This window comes from Emcibacter sp. (assembly GCF_963675455.1).
Lineage (GTDB): Bacteria > Pseudomonadota > Alphaproteobacteria > Sphingomonadales > Emcibacteraceae > Emcibacter.
Window position 1 is genome coordinate 2,317,177 of record NZ_OY776217.1, and the last position, 17,726, is coordinate 2,334,902.

Sequence of the window (17,726 nt, forward strand, 5' to 3'; positions counted from 1 at the left end):
AACGGGAGATATGGACTATGGAAGCTCAGATTGAACAGGAACTGTTTGAGGGAATGGAACGGGAATATGCACGGGAGTTCCCGCCGGAAGACTTCCCGGCGTTGCCTAAAATACCTGGAGGGCGGTATACGAATCCGGAATTCCTGAAACTGGAAATGGATAATATGTGGCGAAAGTCATGGCTTTATGCCTGCCATACGGATGAACTGCCGGAGACGGGAAGTTATATTCTGTGGCAGAAAACAGGGTCTCCTATCGTGATCGTGCGTGGTAAAGACAACAGGATCAGGGCTTTTTATAACACTTGTCAGCACCGTGGTGCGCCGCTGGTCGAGGATGACGACGGCCAGATTCGGGGATTTGTCTGTCGCTACCACGGTTGGTCTTATGACCTGGAAGGTAAATTGTTCCGGCTTCGGGAAAAAAGGGATTTCCCGGATCTGGATATGGGCTGTCACAGTCTGCGCGAAGTGTCCTGCGATCAGTTTGGCAACTGGGTTTTTGTCAATGAGGATCCTGAGGCGATCCCGCTGAAGAAAGCCCTCGGGCCCATCGCTACCCACTTTGATGATGTAGACATCAGCAAGCTGCGACACATTCACAGTTCTTCTTTTGATGTGAAATGTAACGTCAAAGTTCTGATTGATGCCTTTCTGGAAACCTATCACCTGAAATCCATCCATACAGATACAGTGGATCGTTTTCTGGATTCCCGGGGCACATTTATCAGGCTGTGGGAGAAAGGGAACTCATTAATGGTGACACCACATCGCCGTGAAGATTGGGTGGATCCGGGTACCATCGGAATGCCGGCACTGGAAAATGTTCCCAGAATTCATGCGGAACAAAACTCTTCCTATCATTTCTTCCCCAACCTGGTTTTTCCCATCGCCGCGTCGGGTATTCCCTTTATTGCTTTTTGGCCAAAGGAAAATAACAGCATGGTGATCGAGGTTCACTGGTTCGCACCGGACGGTGCCCAGGGGCATGAACGTTGGCCGGCCCGTATCGCCAATTTCGAGAAAATACTTGAAGAGGACACCCAGTTTGCGCCCAACATTCAGAAGTCCCTGGAAAGCCCCGGCTTTACCGGCATGAACCTGTCTTATCAGGAACGCCGGATTTACCAGTGGCAGGAGGAGCTGGATCGCCGGATTGGCGTGGAAAATATACCAGAACATCTCCGTGTCAGGCCGATGCTCAGCGACTTTATTGTCAGTGAATAAGGAGGCAGTGATGAGACAGGGAGTAATCCTCCGGCAGTGCAGAATTACCTCTGTGCTGGCGATCATTTGTGCCGGCCTGTTTGTTGGCGGGGTATTGTTTCAATCGACCCTGCAAGCGAGTCCGGGTGCTTCGCTTGGTTCCGTAGACGATCTTCAGGCGAAAACCGAAGGACTGGATGTGTCCGGAGGTGCAAGGTTGTTTGCGGAAAATTGTGTCGCCTGTCATGATGGAACTGTGGCCAAGGCACCGCATTCTACCTTTCTTAAAATGATGAGCCAGAAACGAATTTCATTTGCTCTGACTGAGGGAATGATGAAAGCCCAGGCTTCCCATCTCACGGCGGACGATAAAGTCCGGCTTGTAGAGTTTCTTACCAATAAGAAAATCGGGTCGGAGGAGTTGACGGCGCCGTTGCCCAGATGTGAGGGACAGGCTGCGGTTTTTGACCGCAAGCGGCCGCCGCCGGCAGTTGGCTGGGGACATGATACATCCCGGTTTGTTCCTGCCGCTGTTGGGGGTCTTACAGCGGAGGATATGCCTCATATGAAGCTTAAGTGGGCTTTTGCCTATCCTGGTGCCCTGCGGGCGCGGTCGCAGCCGGCCATTGGCTATGGCGCTGTCTTTGTTGGCAGCCATGACGGAACTGTCTATGCCTTTGATCTGGAAAACGGATGCGTGCGCTGGACATTCCAGGCTGTGGCTGAAGTGCGCAATGGCATTGTTCTGACCCCGGCGTCGCCGGAGGGAGAAACGCCGGCCGAGCCGCTGGCCTATTTTGGCGACATCCTGGCCAATGCCTATGCGGTCAATGCGCTGACCGGTAAAGAGGTCTGGCGTATCAAGGCGGATGACCACACCAGTGCGACGCTGACCGGAACCGCCGCGTTGCATGACAATATTTTATATATTCCCGTCTCCTCCCTTGAAGTCACGGCGGCAGCTGACCCGGCGTATGAATGTTGTTCTTTCCGGGGCAAGGTGATGGCCGTTGATGTGCGTGACGGGACAAAATTATGGCAGGCCTATTCCATTCCGGAACCACCTTCCGATCAGGGTAAAACTTCACATGGGACTGTTGTCCTTGGGCCGTCCGGCGCTCCGGTATGGAACAGTCCGGCAATCGATGACAAACGCGGTGTGTTTTATGTGGGAAGTGGAGAGAATTATTCATCTCCAGCTGATGATAACAGTGACGCTATTTTTGCTTTCGATCTGACAACCGGCAAAAGAATATGGCATGTCCAGGCCTTTGCCAACGATGCCTGGAATGTGGCCTGCATGATGCAGAATAATCCCAATTGTCCCCGGGAAAGGGGTCCCGATTATGATTTTGCCGCAAGCCCCATTCTGGTTCATGGCGAAGAGCGGGACATTCTTGTTGCAGGGCAGAAGTCTGGTCTGGTTCACGGGCTTGATCCGGACGACAGCGGACGGATACTCTGGCAAACGCGTGTGGGGCGGGGGGGGACCCAGGGAGGTGTTCACTTCGGTATGTCTGCCGAGGGCACAAGAGTATATGTGCCCATCGTCGATATGGAGAATGCGCGCGACGGGACAGTTCACAAAACCCCGGCGCAGGCGGGCATACATGCAGTCGATGCCCTGACAGGCCGGATAATCTGGCGCCATGTTGTTGCTGATAACTGCGGCGATGACCGGCCCTATTGCGATCCGGGGATTTCGGCGGCAACAACAGCCATACCGGGGGCTGTCATTGCAGGACATCTGGATGGCATGCTTCGAGCCTATAATGGAAAGACAGGCAAAGTTATCTGGGAATTTGATACAACAGAAAGTATCAAAACAATTACCGGGGAAACCGGCCGGGGCGGCAGTATGAGCAGTGGCGGTCCGGCAGTGACAGATGGTTACCTTGTGGTGAATTCCGGATATGGTCTCTATTTTCATGAACCCGGAAACCTTCTGCTGGTTTTTGAGCGGGATGACCGGGACTAGCTGTCCATTCCATAAAACATAATAAAAGCTCTGGGGGCATATACAGCACCAGAGTTTTTTATGTTTTTAAGTACAGAAAAAAATCCCACTGGCACGAAGCCGGCGGGACAAGTTATATTTGGGCAGTAAATGAACCGGAGCAGCTAGGTGCTGATGCAATCCAGCATTTCCAGTTCCATATCACTGGACAAACAGTCCAGGATCGGGGGCACCAGCTCGTCATGGAAGGAACTATCCATATGTTCCTGAAAAGCCGGTTCATCTTTAAAAGTGGCAATAACTACGTAGGTATTTGGCTCGTCACGTGATTTGAGAAGCTCGTAGACGGGTGTGTCTGGTTCATGATTATGGGTCAGTCTGTATAGTTCCTGCTGCAACTTTACAAAGGCTTCTTCCTTCCCGGGGGTGACCCGCAGACGGGCGATAAAAGCAGTCATAGTCCCAACTCCTTGGTAAGATTTTCTCTTAGTTTAAACTTTTGAATTTTGCTTGTGGACATGGGCCATTCTTTAAGGAAGCGGATATGCCTCGGGATTTTGAAACTGGAAATTTCACCCTTGCAGAACGATAAAAGTCCTTCTTCGTCCAGTTCACTGCCCGGCTTCAGTTCGATGAAGGCAGCGGGCACTTCAACAAGCCGTGGGTCCGGAATGCCAACCACCTGGGCCAGCTTGACCGCGGGATGTTTCTGCAGCAGGGATTCAATTTCCGCCGCTGCGACATTTTCTCCACCGACTTTCAGCATATCCTTGAGGCGCCCATGAAACATAAGCTGACCGTCTGCATTGACTGATCCGATATCTCCGGTGTGGAACCAGCCGTCCGGTGAGATACTTTCGGTGGTTTTTTCCTCGTCCTTGTAATATTCCCTGACAATACTGTATCCGCGCAGGAGGATTTCTCCTCGTTCCCCGGTCGGCACTTCCTTTCCTGATGCCGGATCGGCGATCATGATTTCTACGCCGGGCAGGGGAACACCACACAGGCTCGTACGGGTGTCTTCCGGATCCGTCAGCAGGCTTGTTGTTGCTGTTCCAGCGGACTCTGTCATGCCGTAAGTTCCAACCTGTATGGTCTGGGGCATGGCTCTCAGAATAATATCCGTGACTTCTTTGGGGGACATGGCCAGGTTGCTATTCATTATTCTGACCCGGCTCAGATCAGTCTTTGAAAAATCCGGATGGTTTACCAGATCAAGCATGATGGTTGCGAAACAGGGATAGGCGGCAGTTACTTTTTCTTCTTCAAGCATGCGCAGGGCCAGGCCCGCCTCAAAGTGAACCATAGTGGTATAGCGCCCGCCGACTGTAAAAATGGAAATCATTGGCAGAATAGCGGCAATATGGAACATGGGGAGAGGAGCCCAGAAGCTGTCCTCCCTGTCCAGTTCATAGCGTTCCGCAAGGGCGATGCAGTTTCCGACAAGGGCCTCGTTGGTGATCGGGCAGCCTTTGGGATTGGCTGTGGTTCCGGATGTAAAGAGCATAATCGCATTGTCAGATGGGGATATTTCCTGATGACGGCGCTCTATTTCCGCCGGATCGGCAATATCCGCCAGAGCTGCAAATTCGGTACGGTTAAGCAGGCTGTTGTAATGATCTGCCCCCATGACAACAATGCTCTTGAGTTTTGGTGCTTGTGGCAATTCCAGGTTCAGGGCGTCACTGCTTTTCCCGAGATCCGGGAAGGCTTCCCCGAGACGCTCCACGAAATTTACATGATCCTGGATAATATCAGTGGTAATAACCGCGACAAGATCGCCATTGTTAATCACATAACCGAGTTCACTGGCGCGAAACCGTGCATTAATTGGCACCACCACGGCACCTGCAAGACTGATTCCGAACATAAGAGAGACAAAATCGTGGCAAGTAGGCATCAACAGTCCGACATGATCGCCCTTTTTTACGCCGAGCGCGATCAGGCTGCGGGCATGGGCCAGAGCCGCCTCATAGAGTTCGCCAAAGGTTTGCCGTTGATCGGGAAAGATCAGGGCGTCTGCGGCCGGGTTATTATGGGCTGCCTGCAGCAGGACGTCGCAAAGCAAGGGCGGATGACTGTTACGGTCTTTACCGGTTTGTCGGAGAGCCTGGGTCGTCATTGATCGCCCCCGTCAAGTGGCAACAGATATTCCCGGTGATAGCCTCCATCCAGGCACTCGACCATTGGTCCGGCCAAGTCGCTGAAATAAGGCATGTTACGATGTTTTTCTTCGGCTTCAGCATTGGAAAACTGTTCGTAGACAGCGTAGTGAAGGGGACCTTCAAGCCGGAAAAATTCATAGGCAAGTGTTTCCGGCTCATGCTCGCGCACCTTTTCCGTCAGTGCGGCCACCAGGCGAAGAAAGTCCTGCTCTCTGTCCGCATGAACCTTCATACGTGCGAGAAATGTCATTTTTGTCATGTCTGTTTCCCTGTCTTCCCTATATTTACCAAGCTGCCCTGTGTTTTTGTTTTTTTGGGCAGGAGTATTGCCTTAATATTGGACGCGCTTTGTATAGCCCGCATCCGCTACTATATTTGATCCTGTGATCACGCTTGATTTTGGACTGGCAAGGAACGCTACCACATTGGCGATTTCTTCGGGAGTACCCATCTCGCCTCTTGGTATTGCCCGCACTGTCTTGTCATAAAATTTGGGATTTGTGCCCTTGATCATTTCCCAGGCGCCGCCGTCAAAATAGACAGGGCCGGGGCAGACGCTGTTGACACGAATGCCCTTGTTGCCGACAAATATTGCCAACTGTTTGGCATAGTTGATCAGGGCAGCCTTCATGGCATTATAGGCCATCGGGCCGGCGAAAAATTCCAGGGCGTTGGTGCTCGAAATCAGAACCACAGAGGCGGAATCTGATTGCTCAAGGTGGGGCATAAGGGTTTCGCATCCCCTAACGGTTCCCATGACATCTATTTCGAAATTTTTGATCCAGTTTTTTTCACTGTCCATGCCGCCGCCGGCACTCACATTGGGTACAAAAATATCACACCCGCCAAGAGCATCAGCAGCTTCAGAGAGCCAGGCCTTGTAGGCATCTCCGTCGCGGACGTTCACTGCCTTTCCGACGGCTTTTACACCAGTCTTTGATAATTCTGCTGCAGCTTCGGCAACTTCCTCTTCATCGCGCGCGCAGATAGCCAAATCTACGCCTTCTTCCGCCAGAAGATTGGCAATTCTCCGACCGATTCCCCTGGTTGCTCCGGTAATGATAGCTTTTTTGCCGTTCAGTTCGAGATTCATAAATTGCCTCCTGATATTTTTTGCCGGATTTGCCCCGGTTATATCCGGGCAAAACATTTTTTTCTGAGTCCCGGGTGAATCTAACATAAATTTACAAATCTCAAAATAAAAAAACAATCTTGACGGTTTTTTATTTAAAAAAATGAAAGTCTGATGTAGAAGTGAGTCGTGTGAGTGAATTGCCGGGATGAAAGAGATAAAAATCAGGCAGGAGTCAGCTCCTGTGATTATTTGTGACAAGAAGGTTCAGGACATGCCAAATATCAAAGTGATCAACCGCGATGGAGACGAGACGACAATTCCGGCAGAGACCGGTGCCTCGCTTATGGAAATACTGACGGACCAAGGTTATGACATTGAGGCGATTTGTGGCGGGATGTGTTCCTGTGCTACCTGCCATGTGATTATAGATCCCAACTGGTTTGGAAAGCTTGAACCAAGACACCCGGAAGAAACCGAATTATTGTCGGAGCTGGACAGTTTTTGCGAAACTTCGCGCCTGAGCTGTCAAGTCCGCTTTGAAGAAAAACTTTCCGGTCTGGTCCTGACCATCGCGCCGGAAGAATAATCTGCATATACTCCTGTCAATTTGGGGGCAGGGAACAGGTCGCCCTGATCCCTGTATCTGGCCAGATTGTTCCGTCTACTGAATGCTCAGTGCGTTATCAATAATGATCTCGGTGCCGTTTATATATTTGGACTCGTCTGAGGCCAGAAAGACAACCGTATTTGCGACATCTTCGGGCTTTCCAATCCCTGGCGCGCCGGCCTGCTTCCTGGCGGTTTCAAAATCAGAGCCCATCTCTGCCGCGGCCTGCTTGACCATGGCGGTTTCAATGGAAGCCGGGTGCAGGCTGTTACAGCGAATATTATAGCCGTTCATCTGACAATGCACGGCTACGGATTTAGTCATCGCCCGGACAGCCCCCTTGGCGGCACTGTAAGCGAAGAAAACCGGAAAACCCAAATGTGAGGCGATGGAAGACATATTGATAATGCTGCCTCCACTTTCACTTTTGCCGCCACCACACTGTTGCATGGCGGGAATGGCATATCTGCACCCTAGATAGACAGACTCTGACATAACACTATTGGCCAGACGAAACTGATCGAGGGAGGTTGTTTCCGGGTCTGCCACGATAACGATACCGGCATTGTTGACAAGGATATCAAGGCGACCGAACTCCTTAAGCGCACGATCGGTTACTTCCTGCCAGCCGTCCTCCTTCGTGACATCCTGCCTCATGAATATCGCGTTTCCGCCGATCTCTTCAGCGACTGACATGCCGCCTTTTTCATTGATATCCGTGAGGATAATTCGGGCTCCCTCCTTTGCCATAAGAATGGCGTCGGCCTTGCCAAGTCCTGAGGCGGCACCGGTTACAATTGCGACTTTTCCTTCCAGTCTAGCCATTTTCAAATCTCCATATATTCCAGGTTTCAGGGTTGTTATTTGGATCGCGGAACATGTAATTTTTCCGGATGGCCATGTCCTTTGCGATACACAAGATTGTGGCTGGTCATGCTCAGGACAATCTCATTCCTTTGGTTGATAACGCTGTATTCAAACTTGACGTGACCCCTGTCATCCCGTGACCGGGAAGAGTATTTTTCAAGAATTCTCGATTTGGCCCTGAGACTGTCCCCCGGCCTGACAGGAACTGGCCAGCGTACCTCGTCCCAGCCTATCCCACAGACAAAATCGATGTCGTTGTTAATTTTGTGATCGAGCTGCCGCCAGAGGGCGAGAGTATGGATGCCGCTGGCGATAATGCCGTTAAAAAATGAATTCTGCGCCGCTTCCGGGTCTGCATGGAACCATTGCGGATCATACAGTGAGGCAAAGTCTGTAATCTGCTTTTCGGTCAGTGTCGCTGGCGGAGAAAGGCGCTCTTCTCCAACGCTGAGATCTTCATAACATCGCATGACTGTTCCTCCGCTCAAAACTTGAACGATTGTAGTGTGGTCAGGGGGTTAGGATTGATTGTTTTGTTTCTTGCCTGGACGAAGTTCGCGAATTGTCTTCTCCAGATGGTCCAGAAGTCGCTGGGCCCGATCAGACTTTATTTCCGCAGCTGAATTGATGGCCATCCCTTCAAGCAGATAGTGCGTCAGATCTAGGGCAAGTTCGAAAGCTTTCTGGTCACCCTCCCAGTTGGGGAAAAGTTTGCGGGCCATCAAATCCCACTCTGTGTCGAACTTTTTTCTTGCCGGCTCAAAAACCGCATAGAGGTCTTTATCCGTCCGGGATGCGACTTTTAGCTCAAAAAAAGCCACATATAGTGGATGCATTACATGCTTGAGGTAGGCTTCAATGGCAGGGCGAATCTGGCCGTTGTCCGGGGGGAGGGCATCAATCGCCTTGTAGAATGCTTTTTGCCGTTTATTGTATAGATGCTCGACTGCCGCATTAATAACGTCAATTTTGGAGGGGAAATGATGCAGCATTGCCCCGCGAGAAACCTCTGCAGTTTTAGCGATAATCAGTGTTGTGGTGTTGGCGTAGCCGTGCTTAACGATACACTCTATAGCGGCGTCCAGGATTTGTCTGCGGGTCGAGGCACTTTTGCGTGACTGAAGGCTTTCCGGTTTTCGGGTTGTCGGCCCGGTTCGGCCGGGCGATGGTTTTCTGGTCCGTGGACGGGGGGTGGCTGCAGATTCGCTCATAATTTTCCCATCTCATGTAGATATTTACGGAACCCGCTGGTTTCCCACGATATATCTTTACTACTTGCGGAGTAATAAAGCATGCTCTCAGTTGCTCGTAACATTCCCATTATCCAAAGCATTTGATTTATTGTCAATGAAACACTCCATATCTCTATTTATTTCAGAAAGTTATAGAAAAATCCATAAAAAAAACAGGTTTGATTGTTTTTATTATTGAAAGTTTTCATCGGGACATGATAGTGTTCTTGCAATGTCGGGGATCAGGAGGTCGATACGATTTGCATCATAGGGAGATCTTCAATGGATACGGCATCTGGGAAAATACACTAAATGAACAAAGTCGGAATTAAATCCTGGGGTAGCTATATCCCCAGCAGGCGAATTCATCGCAGCACCATCTTTCAGTCAGTAGCCTGGGCCAATCCGGCTCTCAAGGGACTGTCCGGAGGCAGGCGCTCATTTTGTGGATGGGATGAAGATTCCATAACCATGGCGGTGGAGAGCGCGCGGGAGTCTCTGAAAAGACTGGCAGGTCAGCCCGGGGATATAAATGCCCTGCTTTTTGCCTCGACAAGTTTTCCTTTTCTGGACCGGCAAAATTCTACACTGGTTTCTGCGGCGCTCAACCTGCCGGCCGCTGTCCGCAGTCTTGATCTGGCTGGTTCGCTCAGGGCTGGAACATCAGGACTAATCGAAGCCCAGGCAAGCGCACGCGGGGGCGATACGGTTCTGGTGTCGTCTGACAACAGGCATGCAAAACCGGGTAGTTCAGAAGAAATGAACTACGGTTCTGCCGCAGCCTCGCTGGTGCTTGGAGCCGGAGAAGTCGTTGCTGAATTCCTTGGGACCTGCAGCAGAAGTTTTGATCTGGTTGATCATTATCGCAGCTCAGGGATGGATGCCGATTATGGCTTTGAAGCGCGATGGGTCCGCGATGAAGGATATATCGGGCAGTTGGTGCCCATGCTATCGGAATTTCTTGATGCATCTGGCATGGCGCCGCAGGAGGTGGATCACGCTATACTTCCGGCAACATCAGACAGATTAAACAGAACAATTGCCGGACGGCTGGGTATTCGCAATGAAGCGGTGACTGACGGGAGATTTTTGGATGTAGGGCATACGGGAACGGCTCATTCGTTGCTTTTGCTGACTGACTGCCTGAACAACGCAGGCCCCGGTGAAACCATCCTGGTTTGCGGCTTTGGCCAGGGATGCGACGCTGTCCTGTTGCGTACGACTGAAAAGCTGGCCGGGCGGCAGACGGCTGACGTTCTGCAGACGGGGTCCCTGCCGGAACAGGATGTCGGGGACTATCTGCAGTTCCTTTCCTTTGGCGGGCAGGTGTCCATGGACTGGGGAATGCGGGCGGAGCGTGACAATCGTACAGCCATGAGCAGTTACTACCGGAACAGGGAAACGCTGACTGCCTTTGTCGGCGGAAAATGCCGGACATGTTCGACAGTGCAGTTTCCTCGAAGCGCCATATGTGTCAACCCGGACTGCAATGCGGAAGGTAGTCAGGAGGATTTCTCCATGCTGGACCTGTCTGGTAGAGTTAAGTCTTTCACCGAGGACTGGCAGGCCTATTGTGCCGAGCCACCTCTCAAATACGGCCATGTCGGATTTGATGGCGGGGCTAATATTCTTATGGAGTTCGCGGACATGCCTGTCGGTTCCCTGAAAGTCGGGATGCCGGTCAGACCGGTTTTTCGGATTAAGGATAAAGATTCTCTCAGACATTATCACCGGTATTTCTGGAAGGTTACTGCGGTGGCCCATAATGATGAGTCAACTACAGGGATGCAAAGCTGATGGCAAAGGGGATTAAGGATAAAGTTGCCATTATCGGCATGGGTTGCTCCAAATTTGGCGAGCGCTGGGATTGTGGCCCTGAAGAGCTGATGCGGGAAGCCTATGCGGAAGCCCTGCGGGATTCCGGCATTGAACAGGATGATCTTGATGCTGCCTGGCTCGGGGTGTTTTTTCAGGAACAAAGCACCGGCAAGTCAGGCATTCCCCTGTCTCAGGCTCTAAGGTTGCCCAATATTCCGGTGACCCGGGTGGAAAACCTCTGTGCCACGGGAACAGAGGCTCTTCGTGGCGCTGTCTATGCCGTGGCCTCGGGAGCCTGTGATTTCGCTCTGGCGATGGGGGTGGAGAAATTGAAAGACACTGGTTACAGTGGTCTGCCCGAGCGTACCAAAGGAACCTTTGAGGATCAGTGGTTGCCAGGATTTACGGCTCCGGGGGCATTTGCCCAGCTGGCAAGTGCTTATGCCGCCCGTCATGACCTTGATATGCAGGATGTGAAAGAGGCCATGGCTCACATCAGCTGGAAGAGCCATGAAAATGGTGCGCTGAATCCAAAAGCCCATCTTCAAAATCGTGTGACTATGGAGAAGATCCTCGAAGCCTCGATGATTTCTTATCCGCTTGGACTGTACGACTGTTGTGGAGTGAGTGATGGCGCGGCCTGCGCCATTGTCACAACGCCGGAAAAGGCCCGGGAACTGGGCCGCAGTGAAATTATGACTGTTAAGGCCATGCAGTTGGCGCCAAGCAATGGCGTAGAGTTGGGTCATAATTCCTGGGATGGCAGTTATGCGATGACAGCCAGAATAGCCTCAAAGAGAGCCTATGCCGAAGCTGGTATAGAAAACCCGCGGGAAGAGCTTAGCCTGATTGAGGTGCATGACTGCTTCTCCATCACTGAACTGGTGACAATGGAAGATTTGTTCATCTCTCCGCAAGGGGAGGCTATTCGGGATATCCGCGACGGGTTTTATGATCGGGACGGTGGTATCCCCTGCCAGATCGACGGTGGCCTGAAATGTTTTGGTCACCCAATTGGGGCGACCGGCCTGCGCATGGTGTATGAGATCTATCTTCAGCTTCAGGGCCGGGCAGGCGATCGCCAGCTTGAGACTCCCCGTCTTGGACTGACCCACAATCTTGGGGGAGTGCCGCACCGGAACATATGCAGCGTGGCCATTTTTGGCACATATGAAGGATAACAAACATGAATGACAAGACGCCAACACCGAAAAAATGGGGCTTTTCTGATGAAGAACTTGCCAGCATGGAAACGGTCTACAGGGATGGATTGATGAAAGATCAGGTGGTGCTGATCTCTGGCGGCGGGTCTGGTATTGGTCGGGCAATGGCTTTTCTATTTGCCCGCCTTGGTGCTCATGTTGTGGTGTGTGGCAGACGCGAGGAAAAACTTCTGGATGCCGCAAAAAGCATAAAGGAGAAGATCGGGGTGGATGTGACCTGTTATCCCATGACAATTCGAGATCCGGAAATGGTTGATGGGCTGATGGATATGATATTCGACAAATTCGGCCGGCTTGATCTTGTGGTGAATAATGGGGGTGGGCAGTTCCCCCAGGATGCCATTGATTTTTCCCGCAAGGGTTGGCTTGCTGTGATCGATACCAATCTCAACGGCACATGGTGGATGATGCAGACGGCAGCCCAACGCTGGATCGAGCGGAAGCAGGCTGGAAATATTATCAATATCGTGGCGCATGTGGAGAGAGGCATGCCCCAGGCAGCGCATACATGTGCCGCCCGGGCGGGCGTTATTTATCTGAGCAAATCGGTCTCTACGGAATGGGCGCCCTATACGATTAGGGTGAATTGTGTGGCCCCCGGATCAATTTCGACTGAAGGATTTGCACAATATCCGCCGGAAGCTACCGAACGTTTCCATCTGACCAACCCCATGAAACGTCCTGGCGATGCATGGGATGTTGCAGAGGCCGTGGTTTACATGGCGGCACCCTCCGGGAAATTTATCACAGGCGAGGTTTTGACCATAGATGGAGGCATGCAGCACTGGGGGGTTGTGTGGCCTGCCGGCATGCCAGATTATTTCAAAGTGAATTGAGTAAACTATGACACAGACACCATTGGGAAAAGTTTCAATTGATGAGTTGCCGGAGGGGTTGCGTCCGGCCTGGGAAACCCTGAACGGGCTGACCGGTGACGCGACATTTGTTGAAGTGTTTGCTCAAGCCCCCGAGTTACTGAAATTCGTTATGGGTGATTTTTACCAGGAAATCTTTTTTGGCGGTCGTGTTGAAAATAAATACAAACAGCTTGTGCGTCTGAGATTATCGCTCAGTCATGGTTGTCGCACCTGCAATCTGCAGAATGTACCCGGCTCACTTGAGGCAGGAGTTACCCGGGAGCAAATTGATCATCTGGAAGATTATGAGAACGGGCCTTTCAGCGAAAAGGAAAAGGCCGTCCTGGGATTTGCGGACCAGATGGCGTTGACCAATCTGGATGGAGTGATGGACCAGCAGCTTTATGATCGGCTGCACAGTCACTTTTCGGATGCGGAGATATGTGAACTGGGAACTGTAATGGCCGTTATTGGCGGCATGGCGAAATTGTCCTTTGTGATGAATCTTGTCGAAAAGGAAGACAGTTGTCCGTTTGCGAGAGCTGTTTGACCGGTCACTTTTTAAACTTGAAAGGGAGATGATGAAATGACTTATGTATTTCCGGATGGTTGGGTAGTTAATCCGGATGCCCCCAGGGAGTCGAGTGAACAGAAAGCTCCCTACATTGATAATGGCACCGACCTGATTCCTCCCCAGAAGTTCTATGATCATGAATTCAGGAAACTCGAAGAGGACAGGCTCTGGCCCAATGTCTGGATTCTGGCTGGGGTGACGTCTGACATACCCGAAGACGGCGACTATTTTACTTTTGAACTGGGCAAGGAATCTTTCGTTATCGTCCGGACGGAGGAGATGGAGATCAAGGCCTTTTATAATGTTTGTCCGCACAGGGGGAACCGGATCGCTCTGAATGAACGGGGCAGTGTCGGACAATTTACCTGTGCCTTCCATTCCTGGCAGTTTGATCTTGATGGCAACAATACGCGTATTACCGACCGTGAAACCTTTCGTCCGGAAGTGCTCTGTGCAGATGCCAGCCTGACCAAAGTTCATTGCGAAGTATATGGCGGGCTGATCTTTATTCATATGGGGGATAATCCGCCGTCGCTCAAAGAGTATCTTGGCCCGTTGGCGGACTATATACCCAAATATCATGTGGAAGACATGCATGTGGTTCGACATACAAGGGTAAGTTGGGCGGCCAACTGGAAAACCGGTCTTGATGCTTTTTATGAGACCTATCATTTGCATGCCATTCATCCGGAAACCGCGGACCTGATGGGGGATAAGGGGGTTCAGTTTGACCTCTATCCCAACGGCATGAGCCGTATGATTGTTCCGATTGGGGAAGTAACCCAGAGGCGGGAGGACCGCGAAACCGTCAATGATTCTCTCATATTTTTAATGAAAGAAGCCGGCATGTCGGAAGAGGAGTTTCCGGATAATGCCCTTGATGTAAGGCGGGCAATTCAGAAAGCAAAACGCAGGCGGGCTGAAAAGCTGGGGATGGATTATTCCGAACTGGTGGATGGCCAACTGACGGACAGCTGGGCAACCGGGATTTTTCCCAATGTTCAGATCGGCATGCATCCTGAAGGGATTTTCATTATGCGTTTTCTGCCTCATGCAACGGACCCGAATATCATGTATTACGACACCATGACCCTGTTCCGTCCGGCGGACGATCCGGACTATACCGTACCGGCCTGGATGGGGCTGCCGGAAGGCACTGATGTTTCCGGTGAAACCCGTCCTGATTGTGAATATTTCCCGCTCGGGTCCGATTTCGATCTGGGGCTTGTTCTGAACCAGGATACGGAGCTGATTCCGGTGGTACATGCCGGCCTGCAGTCCCGCGGCTTCCGGGGACAAATTTTGAGCGAACAGGAATTGCGGATCAGGCATTTCCACAGGGAACTGGATCGCTATATCAACGGCGACAAATAGAATATTTCTCCCTGACTTGATGTCCTGTCCGGACTGCCTGTCCGAGGCAGTCCGGCGGGCTTTTTCAGGTCTTGCGGGAGGGAACGGGAAGATGTGAAGAGATGACGAAGAAAGAGTATGACATTGTTGTGATTGGCGGCGGTCCCGGCGGTTATGTGTCGGCGATCCGGGCGGCGCAGTTGGGCCTGAAGACGGCGGTGGTGGAACGGGAACATCTTGGCGGCATCTGCCTGAACTGGGGCTGTATCCCGACCAAGGCGCTGTTGCGGACGGCTGAGATCTCCCACCTTCTCAAGGAGCTGCCGGCGCACGGTTTTACCGCCGGCGAGCTTTCCTTTGATCTGGCGACGGCCATCGGCCGCAGCCGCAAGGTAGCGGGTCAATTGTCCGGCGGAGTGCGGGGGCTGCTGAAAAAGAACAAGGTCACGGTGATCGAGGGGGAGGGTCGCCTGACTGGTCCCGGTGAGGTTTCTATTGGAAGAGAAAAGATCACTGCCAGGCATATCATCATCGCCACCGGGGCCCGGGCCCGGGAACTGCCGCATCTTGCGGCGGACGGGGATCTCATCTGGACCTACAGGCATGCCCTTTCGCCCAAACGGATGCCGAAAAAGCTACTGGTGATCGGCTCCGGCGCCATCGGCATGGAATTCGCCAGCTTTTATCAGGATGTGGGCGCCGAAGTGACGGTGGTCGAAGCCCTGCCGCGCATTTTGCCCAATGAGGATGAAGCGATATCAGCGCTGGCGGAGAAAATTTTCTCCCGCCGCGGCATCAGCTTGCACAGGGGGACGGAGGTTGCTGCTCTGGAGAAGAAAAAGAACAACGTCACGGCACGTCTGAAAACGCCTGAAGGCGAAGTGAAGAAAGAGTTTGATACGGTGCTTCTGGCCATCGGCATTGTCGGTAATATCGAAAATCTCGGTCTGGAGACTGCGGGGGTGAAGACGGACCGGGGTCATATTGTCACCGACCCGTATGGCAGGACCAACATTGACGGCATTTATGCCATCGGCGATGTGGCCGGGCCGCCGTGGCTGGCGCACAAGGCGAGCCATGAAGGGGTGATTTGTGTGGAGAAGATTGCCGGGCACAGCCCGCGGCCGCTGAAGGCGGACCTGATCCCGTCCTGCACCTACAGCCGGCCGCAGGTGGCCAGTATAGGCCTGACGGAGCAGGCGGCCCGGGAAAAGGGGCACGAAGTGCGCATTGGCGAGTTTCCCTTTGTCGGCAACGGCAAGGCTGTGGCGCTGGGCGAGACCGACGGCCTGATCAAGACCATTTTCGATGCCGGCAGCGGGGAGCTGCTCGGGGCTCACCTGATCGGCCCGGACGTGACTGAACTGGTCCAGGGATTTGTTCTGGCCCGCAAGCTGGAGGCAACGGAGGAGGATCTGATGGAGACGGTCTTCGCCCATCCCACTCTCTCGGAAGCCATGCATGAATCCGTCCTCGCCGCCTATGGCAGGGCCGTGCATTACTAGGAAATCAGAAGTTTTTCAACACTGTGTCGCCGTCCCAGTTTTTTGAGGATTTTTGAATCATATCAAAAGCCGCCATGATTGACTCATCCGCTTCAATCAGTTCCAGCATGCCGCCCGGATGGAAATCCGTTTCCAGATAGGCAAAATTCATGCCGGGCAGTGTTTTACCCTGCTGTCGCGGCTTGATGCCCCTTTCTGCAAAATGATCCAAGGCGTCCTGGAAACGTTCCGTGGTAACGCCCAGATGCTGTTGCCCGTAGCCGAATTTCTGCTTGAATTCTGTATAAATGGAGGGAGCATCATTATGCTGCTGGATCAGTTCGATCTGTATCTCTCCGCTGTAGGCAATCGCCACACTTATATCGATCGGACTTGGTTCGTCCCGATAAAAAATTTCCTTGAAGGGAATGTGATCGAGTAAATAAAACGGCCCCACACCCAGGGTCAGGGCCCAATGGCGGGCTGCCTTTTCGATATCCTCGACAACATAGGCGATTTGCATCACTGGGCTATAGAGAGCAGTCATTCTTTTTCTCCACTTGTGCTGGCCCAGAGAATACTCCGTTCCAGCAACTCATAAAAAACGGGGCTTTTCCAGCTGCAGCGTTCGATGCGGTAATATTCGTCAATGAGCGGCTGCATGTCGTATTTGCCGCGGCAATGCCCCAAAGTCAGATACAGGACCTGGCCCTTGCCGAAATCATTCAGATACATTACCGGCCGCGGGGCGTCCTCCGTCCAGTCGCTGTCTTCGAATTCCCGGATCGTACCAGTCCAGCGGGTTTCCAGTAGACAATGTATGTTCTGGGCATTCTTGATGAGATAGATTTCATCTTCAACTGTGAATGGTTGCAGGTTGCGGGTAAGCTCATGGTCGACGTCAGAGACAGTTATCTCGAAATCCTGCAGGGGAGGATGGGCGGCAAACTGGCTGCCCAGAAGTTCCATGAAAAGCGGAGCGTTATCGGGGCAGGCAACTTTGCCGCCTTTCATGAATTTCAGGATGGAGTTCGTTCCATGCAGGGCGATCCATCGGCCACCTTCTGAAATGTAGTCTCTCAGGGCCTTCTGCTGGTCTGGTGTCGGGATAACCTCGCAGGTATAGGTGATCAGGAAATCAGCGTTTCTGATGGCGTCAATATCGCGGTAATCTTCCGCCACTCGCGTACGAATGCATTCATGTTTGCTTAGGAGTTTCAGGATCTCCATACGCGCAAAATCAATATCGTGATATTTGCCGGAGCAGACAAAATAAACGTCTATGCGGCCCTTCTTCATTGCAACCCCT

18 protein-coding genes are annotated in these 17,726 nt (G+C 52.1%); 9 read left to right on the forward strand and 9 right to left on the reverse strand.

From position 1 onward, the window contains the following. Window positions 1-17: 17 nt before the first annotated feature. Entirely contained in the window at window positions 18-1,226 is a 1,209-nt protein-coding gene (locus ACORNT_RS10745; RefSeq protein ID WP_321390334.1) for an aromatic ring-hydroxylating dioxygenase subunit alpha, read from the forward strand. Between the two features lie 10 nt (window positions 1,227-1,236). Continuing rightward, window positions 1,237-3,183, forward strand: a complete 1,947-nt coding sequence (locus ACORNT_RS10750; RefSeq protein ID WP_321390337.1) for a PQQ-binding-like beta-propeller repeat protein — start codon at window positions 1,237-1,239, stop codon at window positions 3,181-3,183. Between the two features lie 143 nt (window positions 3,184-3,326). On the opposite strand, the gene ACORNT_RS10755 is transcribed toward ACORNT_RS10750, so the two are convergent. From ACORNT_RS10755 to ACORNT_RS10770, 4 genes are all read right to left on the reverse strand, one after another. After that, complete coding sequence (locus tag ACORNT_RS10755; RefSeq protein WP_321390340.1) at window positions 3,327-3,620, reverse strand: antibiotic biosynthesis monooxygenase family protein; 294 nt, start codon at window positions 3,618-3,620, stop codon at window positions 3,327-3,329. Further along, on the reverse strand, window positions 3,617-5,284 hold the full coding sequence (locus ACORNT_RS10760) for an AMP-binding protein (RefSeq protein WP_321390342.1): 1,668 nt from the start codon (window positions 5,282-5,284) through the stop codon (window positions 3,617-3,619). The genes ACORNT_RS10755 and ACORNT_RS10760 overlap by 4 nt, the downstream gene beginning before the upstream one ends. Next, entirely contained in the window at window positions 5,281-5,586 is a 306-nt protein-coding gene (locus tag ACORNT_RS10765) for a putative quinol monooxygenase (protein ID WP_321390345.1), read from the reverse strand. The genes ACORNT_RS10760 and ACORNT_RS10765 overlap by 4 nt, the downstream gene beginning before the upstream one ends. 72 nt (window positions 5,587-5,658) lie before the next feature. Continuing rightward, window positions 5,659-6,420, reverse strand: a complete 762-nt coding sequence (locus tag ACORNT_RS10770) for an SDR family oxidoreductase (protein WP_321390348.1) — start codon at window positions 6,418-6,420, stop codon at window positions 5,659-5,661. A gap of 253 nt (window positions 6,421-6,673) precedes the next feature. Here ACORNT_RS10770 and ACORNT_RS10775 point away from each other — a divergent pair, with 253 nt between their 5' ends. Further along, window positions 6,674-6,988 carry a 2Fe-2S iron-sulfur cluster-binding protein gene (locus tag ACORNT_RS10775; RefSeq protein WP_321390351.1) on the forward strand — a complete coding sequence of 105 codons (315 nt, stop codon included), beginning with the start codon at window positions 6,674-6,676 and terminating at the stop codon, window positions 6,986-6,988. A 75-nt stretch (window positions 6,989-7,063) separates the two neighbouring features. Here ACORNT_RS10775 and ACORNT_RS10780 read toward each other — a convergent pair whose 3' ends face one another. From ACORNT_RS10780 to ACORNT_RS10790, 3 genes are read right to left on the reverse strand one after another with little or no spacing between them, the layout of a single operon-like run. Next, window positions 7,064-7,834 carry an SDR family oxidoreductase gene (locus tag ACORNT_RS10780; RefSeq protein ID WP_321390354.1) on the reverse strand — a complete coding sequence of 257 codons (771 nt, stop codon included), beginning with the start codon at window positions 7,832-7,834 and terminating at the stop codon, window positions 7,064-7,066. A 35-nt stretch (window positions 7,835-7,869) separates the two neighbouring features. Continuing rightward, window positions 7,870-8,346: a MaoC family dehydratase gene (locus ACORNT_RS10785; RefSeq protein WP_321390357.1), complete on the reverse strand. Its 477-nt coding sequence runs from the start codon at window positions 8,344-8,346 to the stop codon at window positions 7,870-7,872. 48 nt (window positions 8,347-8,394) lie between these two features. Then, window positions 8,395-9,087 carry a TetR/AcrR family transcriptional regulator gene (locus ACORNT_RS10790; RefSeq protein WP_321390360.1) on the reverse strand — a complete coding sequence of 231 codons (693 nt, stop codon included), beginning with the start codon at window positions 9,085-9,087 and terminating at the stop codon, window positions 8,395-8,397. 333 nt (window positions 9,088-9,420) lie between these two features. On the opposite strand from ACORNT_RS10790, the gene ACORNT_RS10795 reads away from it, so the two are divergent. The 6 genes from ACORNT_RS10795 to lpdA all read left to right on the forward strand — a co-directional run bounded on the left by ACORNT_RS10795 (window position 9,421) and on the right by lpdA (window position 16,438). Further along, a complete protein-coding gene (locus tag ACORNT_RS10795) occupies window positions 9,421-10,905 on the forward strand; it encodes a 3-oxoacyl-[acyl-carrier-protein] synthase III C-terminal domain-containing protein (protein WP_321390362.1) in 1,485 nt (494 codons plus the stop codon). Then, entirely contained in the window at window positions 10,905-12,107 is a 1,203-nt protein-coding gene (locus ACORNT_RS10800; RefSeq protein ID WP_321390365.1) for an acetyl-CoA acetyltransferase, read from the forward strand. Before ACORNT_RS10795 ends, ACORNT_RS10800 begins: the two co-directional genes overlap by 1 nt. Window positions 12,108-12,112: 5 nt before the next feature. Beyond that, window positions 12,113-12,985: an SDR family oxidoreductase gene (locus tag ACORNT_RS10805; RefSeq protein ID WP_321390368.1), complete on the forward strand. Its 873-nt coding sequence runs from the start codon at window positions 12,113-12,115 to the stop codon at window positions 12,983-12,985. Between the two features lie 7 nt (window positions 12,986-12,992). Further along, the gene (locus ACORNT_RS10810; RefSeq protein ID WP_321390371.1) at window positions 12,993-13,556 is read left to right on the forward strand and encodes a carboxymuconolactone decarboxylase family protein; all 564 of its coding nucleotides are present in this window, start codon (window positions 12,993-12,995) and stop codon (window positions 13,554-13,556) included. Window positions 13,557-13,592: 36 nt separating this feature from the next. Continuing rightward, window positions 13,593-14,954, forward strand: a complete 1,362-nt coding sequence (locus ACORNT_RS10815) for an aromatic ring-hydroxylating dioxygenase subunit alpha (protein ID WP_321390374.1) — start codon at window positions 13,593-13,595, stop codon at window positions 14,952-14,954. A 101-nt stretch (window positions 14,955-15,055) separates the two neighbouring features. Further along, a complete protein-coding gene (lpdA, locus tag ACORNT_RS10820; RefSeq protein ID WP_321390376.1) occupies window positions 15,056-16,438 on the forward strand; it encodes a dihydrolipoyl dehydrogenase in 1,383 nt (460 codons plus the stop codon). A gap of 4 nt (window positions 16,439-16,442) precedes the next feature. On the opposite strand, the gene ACORNT_RS10825 is transcribed toward lpdA, so the two are convergent. After that, window positions 16,443-16,964 (reverse strand): VOC family protein, encoded by a 522-nt coding sequence (locus tag ACORNT_RS10825; protein WP_321390379.1) that lies wholly within the window; start codon window positions 16,962-16,964, stop codon window positions 16,443-16,445. Beyond that, window positions 16,961-17,716, reverse strand: coding sequence for a ThuA domain-containing protein (locus ACORNT_RS10830; protein WP_321390382.1), 756 nt, complete (start codon window positions 17,714-17,716; stop codon window positions 16,961-16,963). The genes ACORNT_RS10825 and ACORNT_RS10830 overlap by 4 nt, the downstream gene beginning before the upstream one ends. Window positions 17,717-17,726 lie beyond the last annotated feature (10 nt).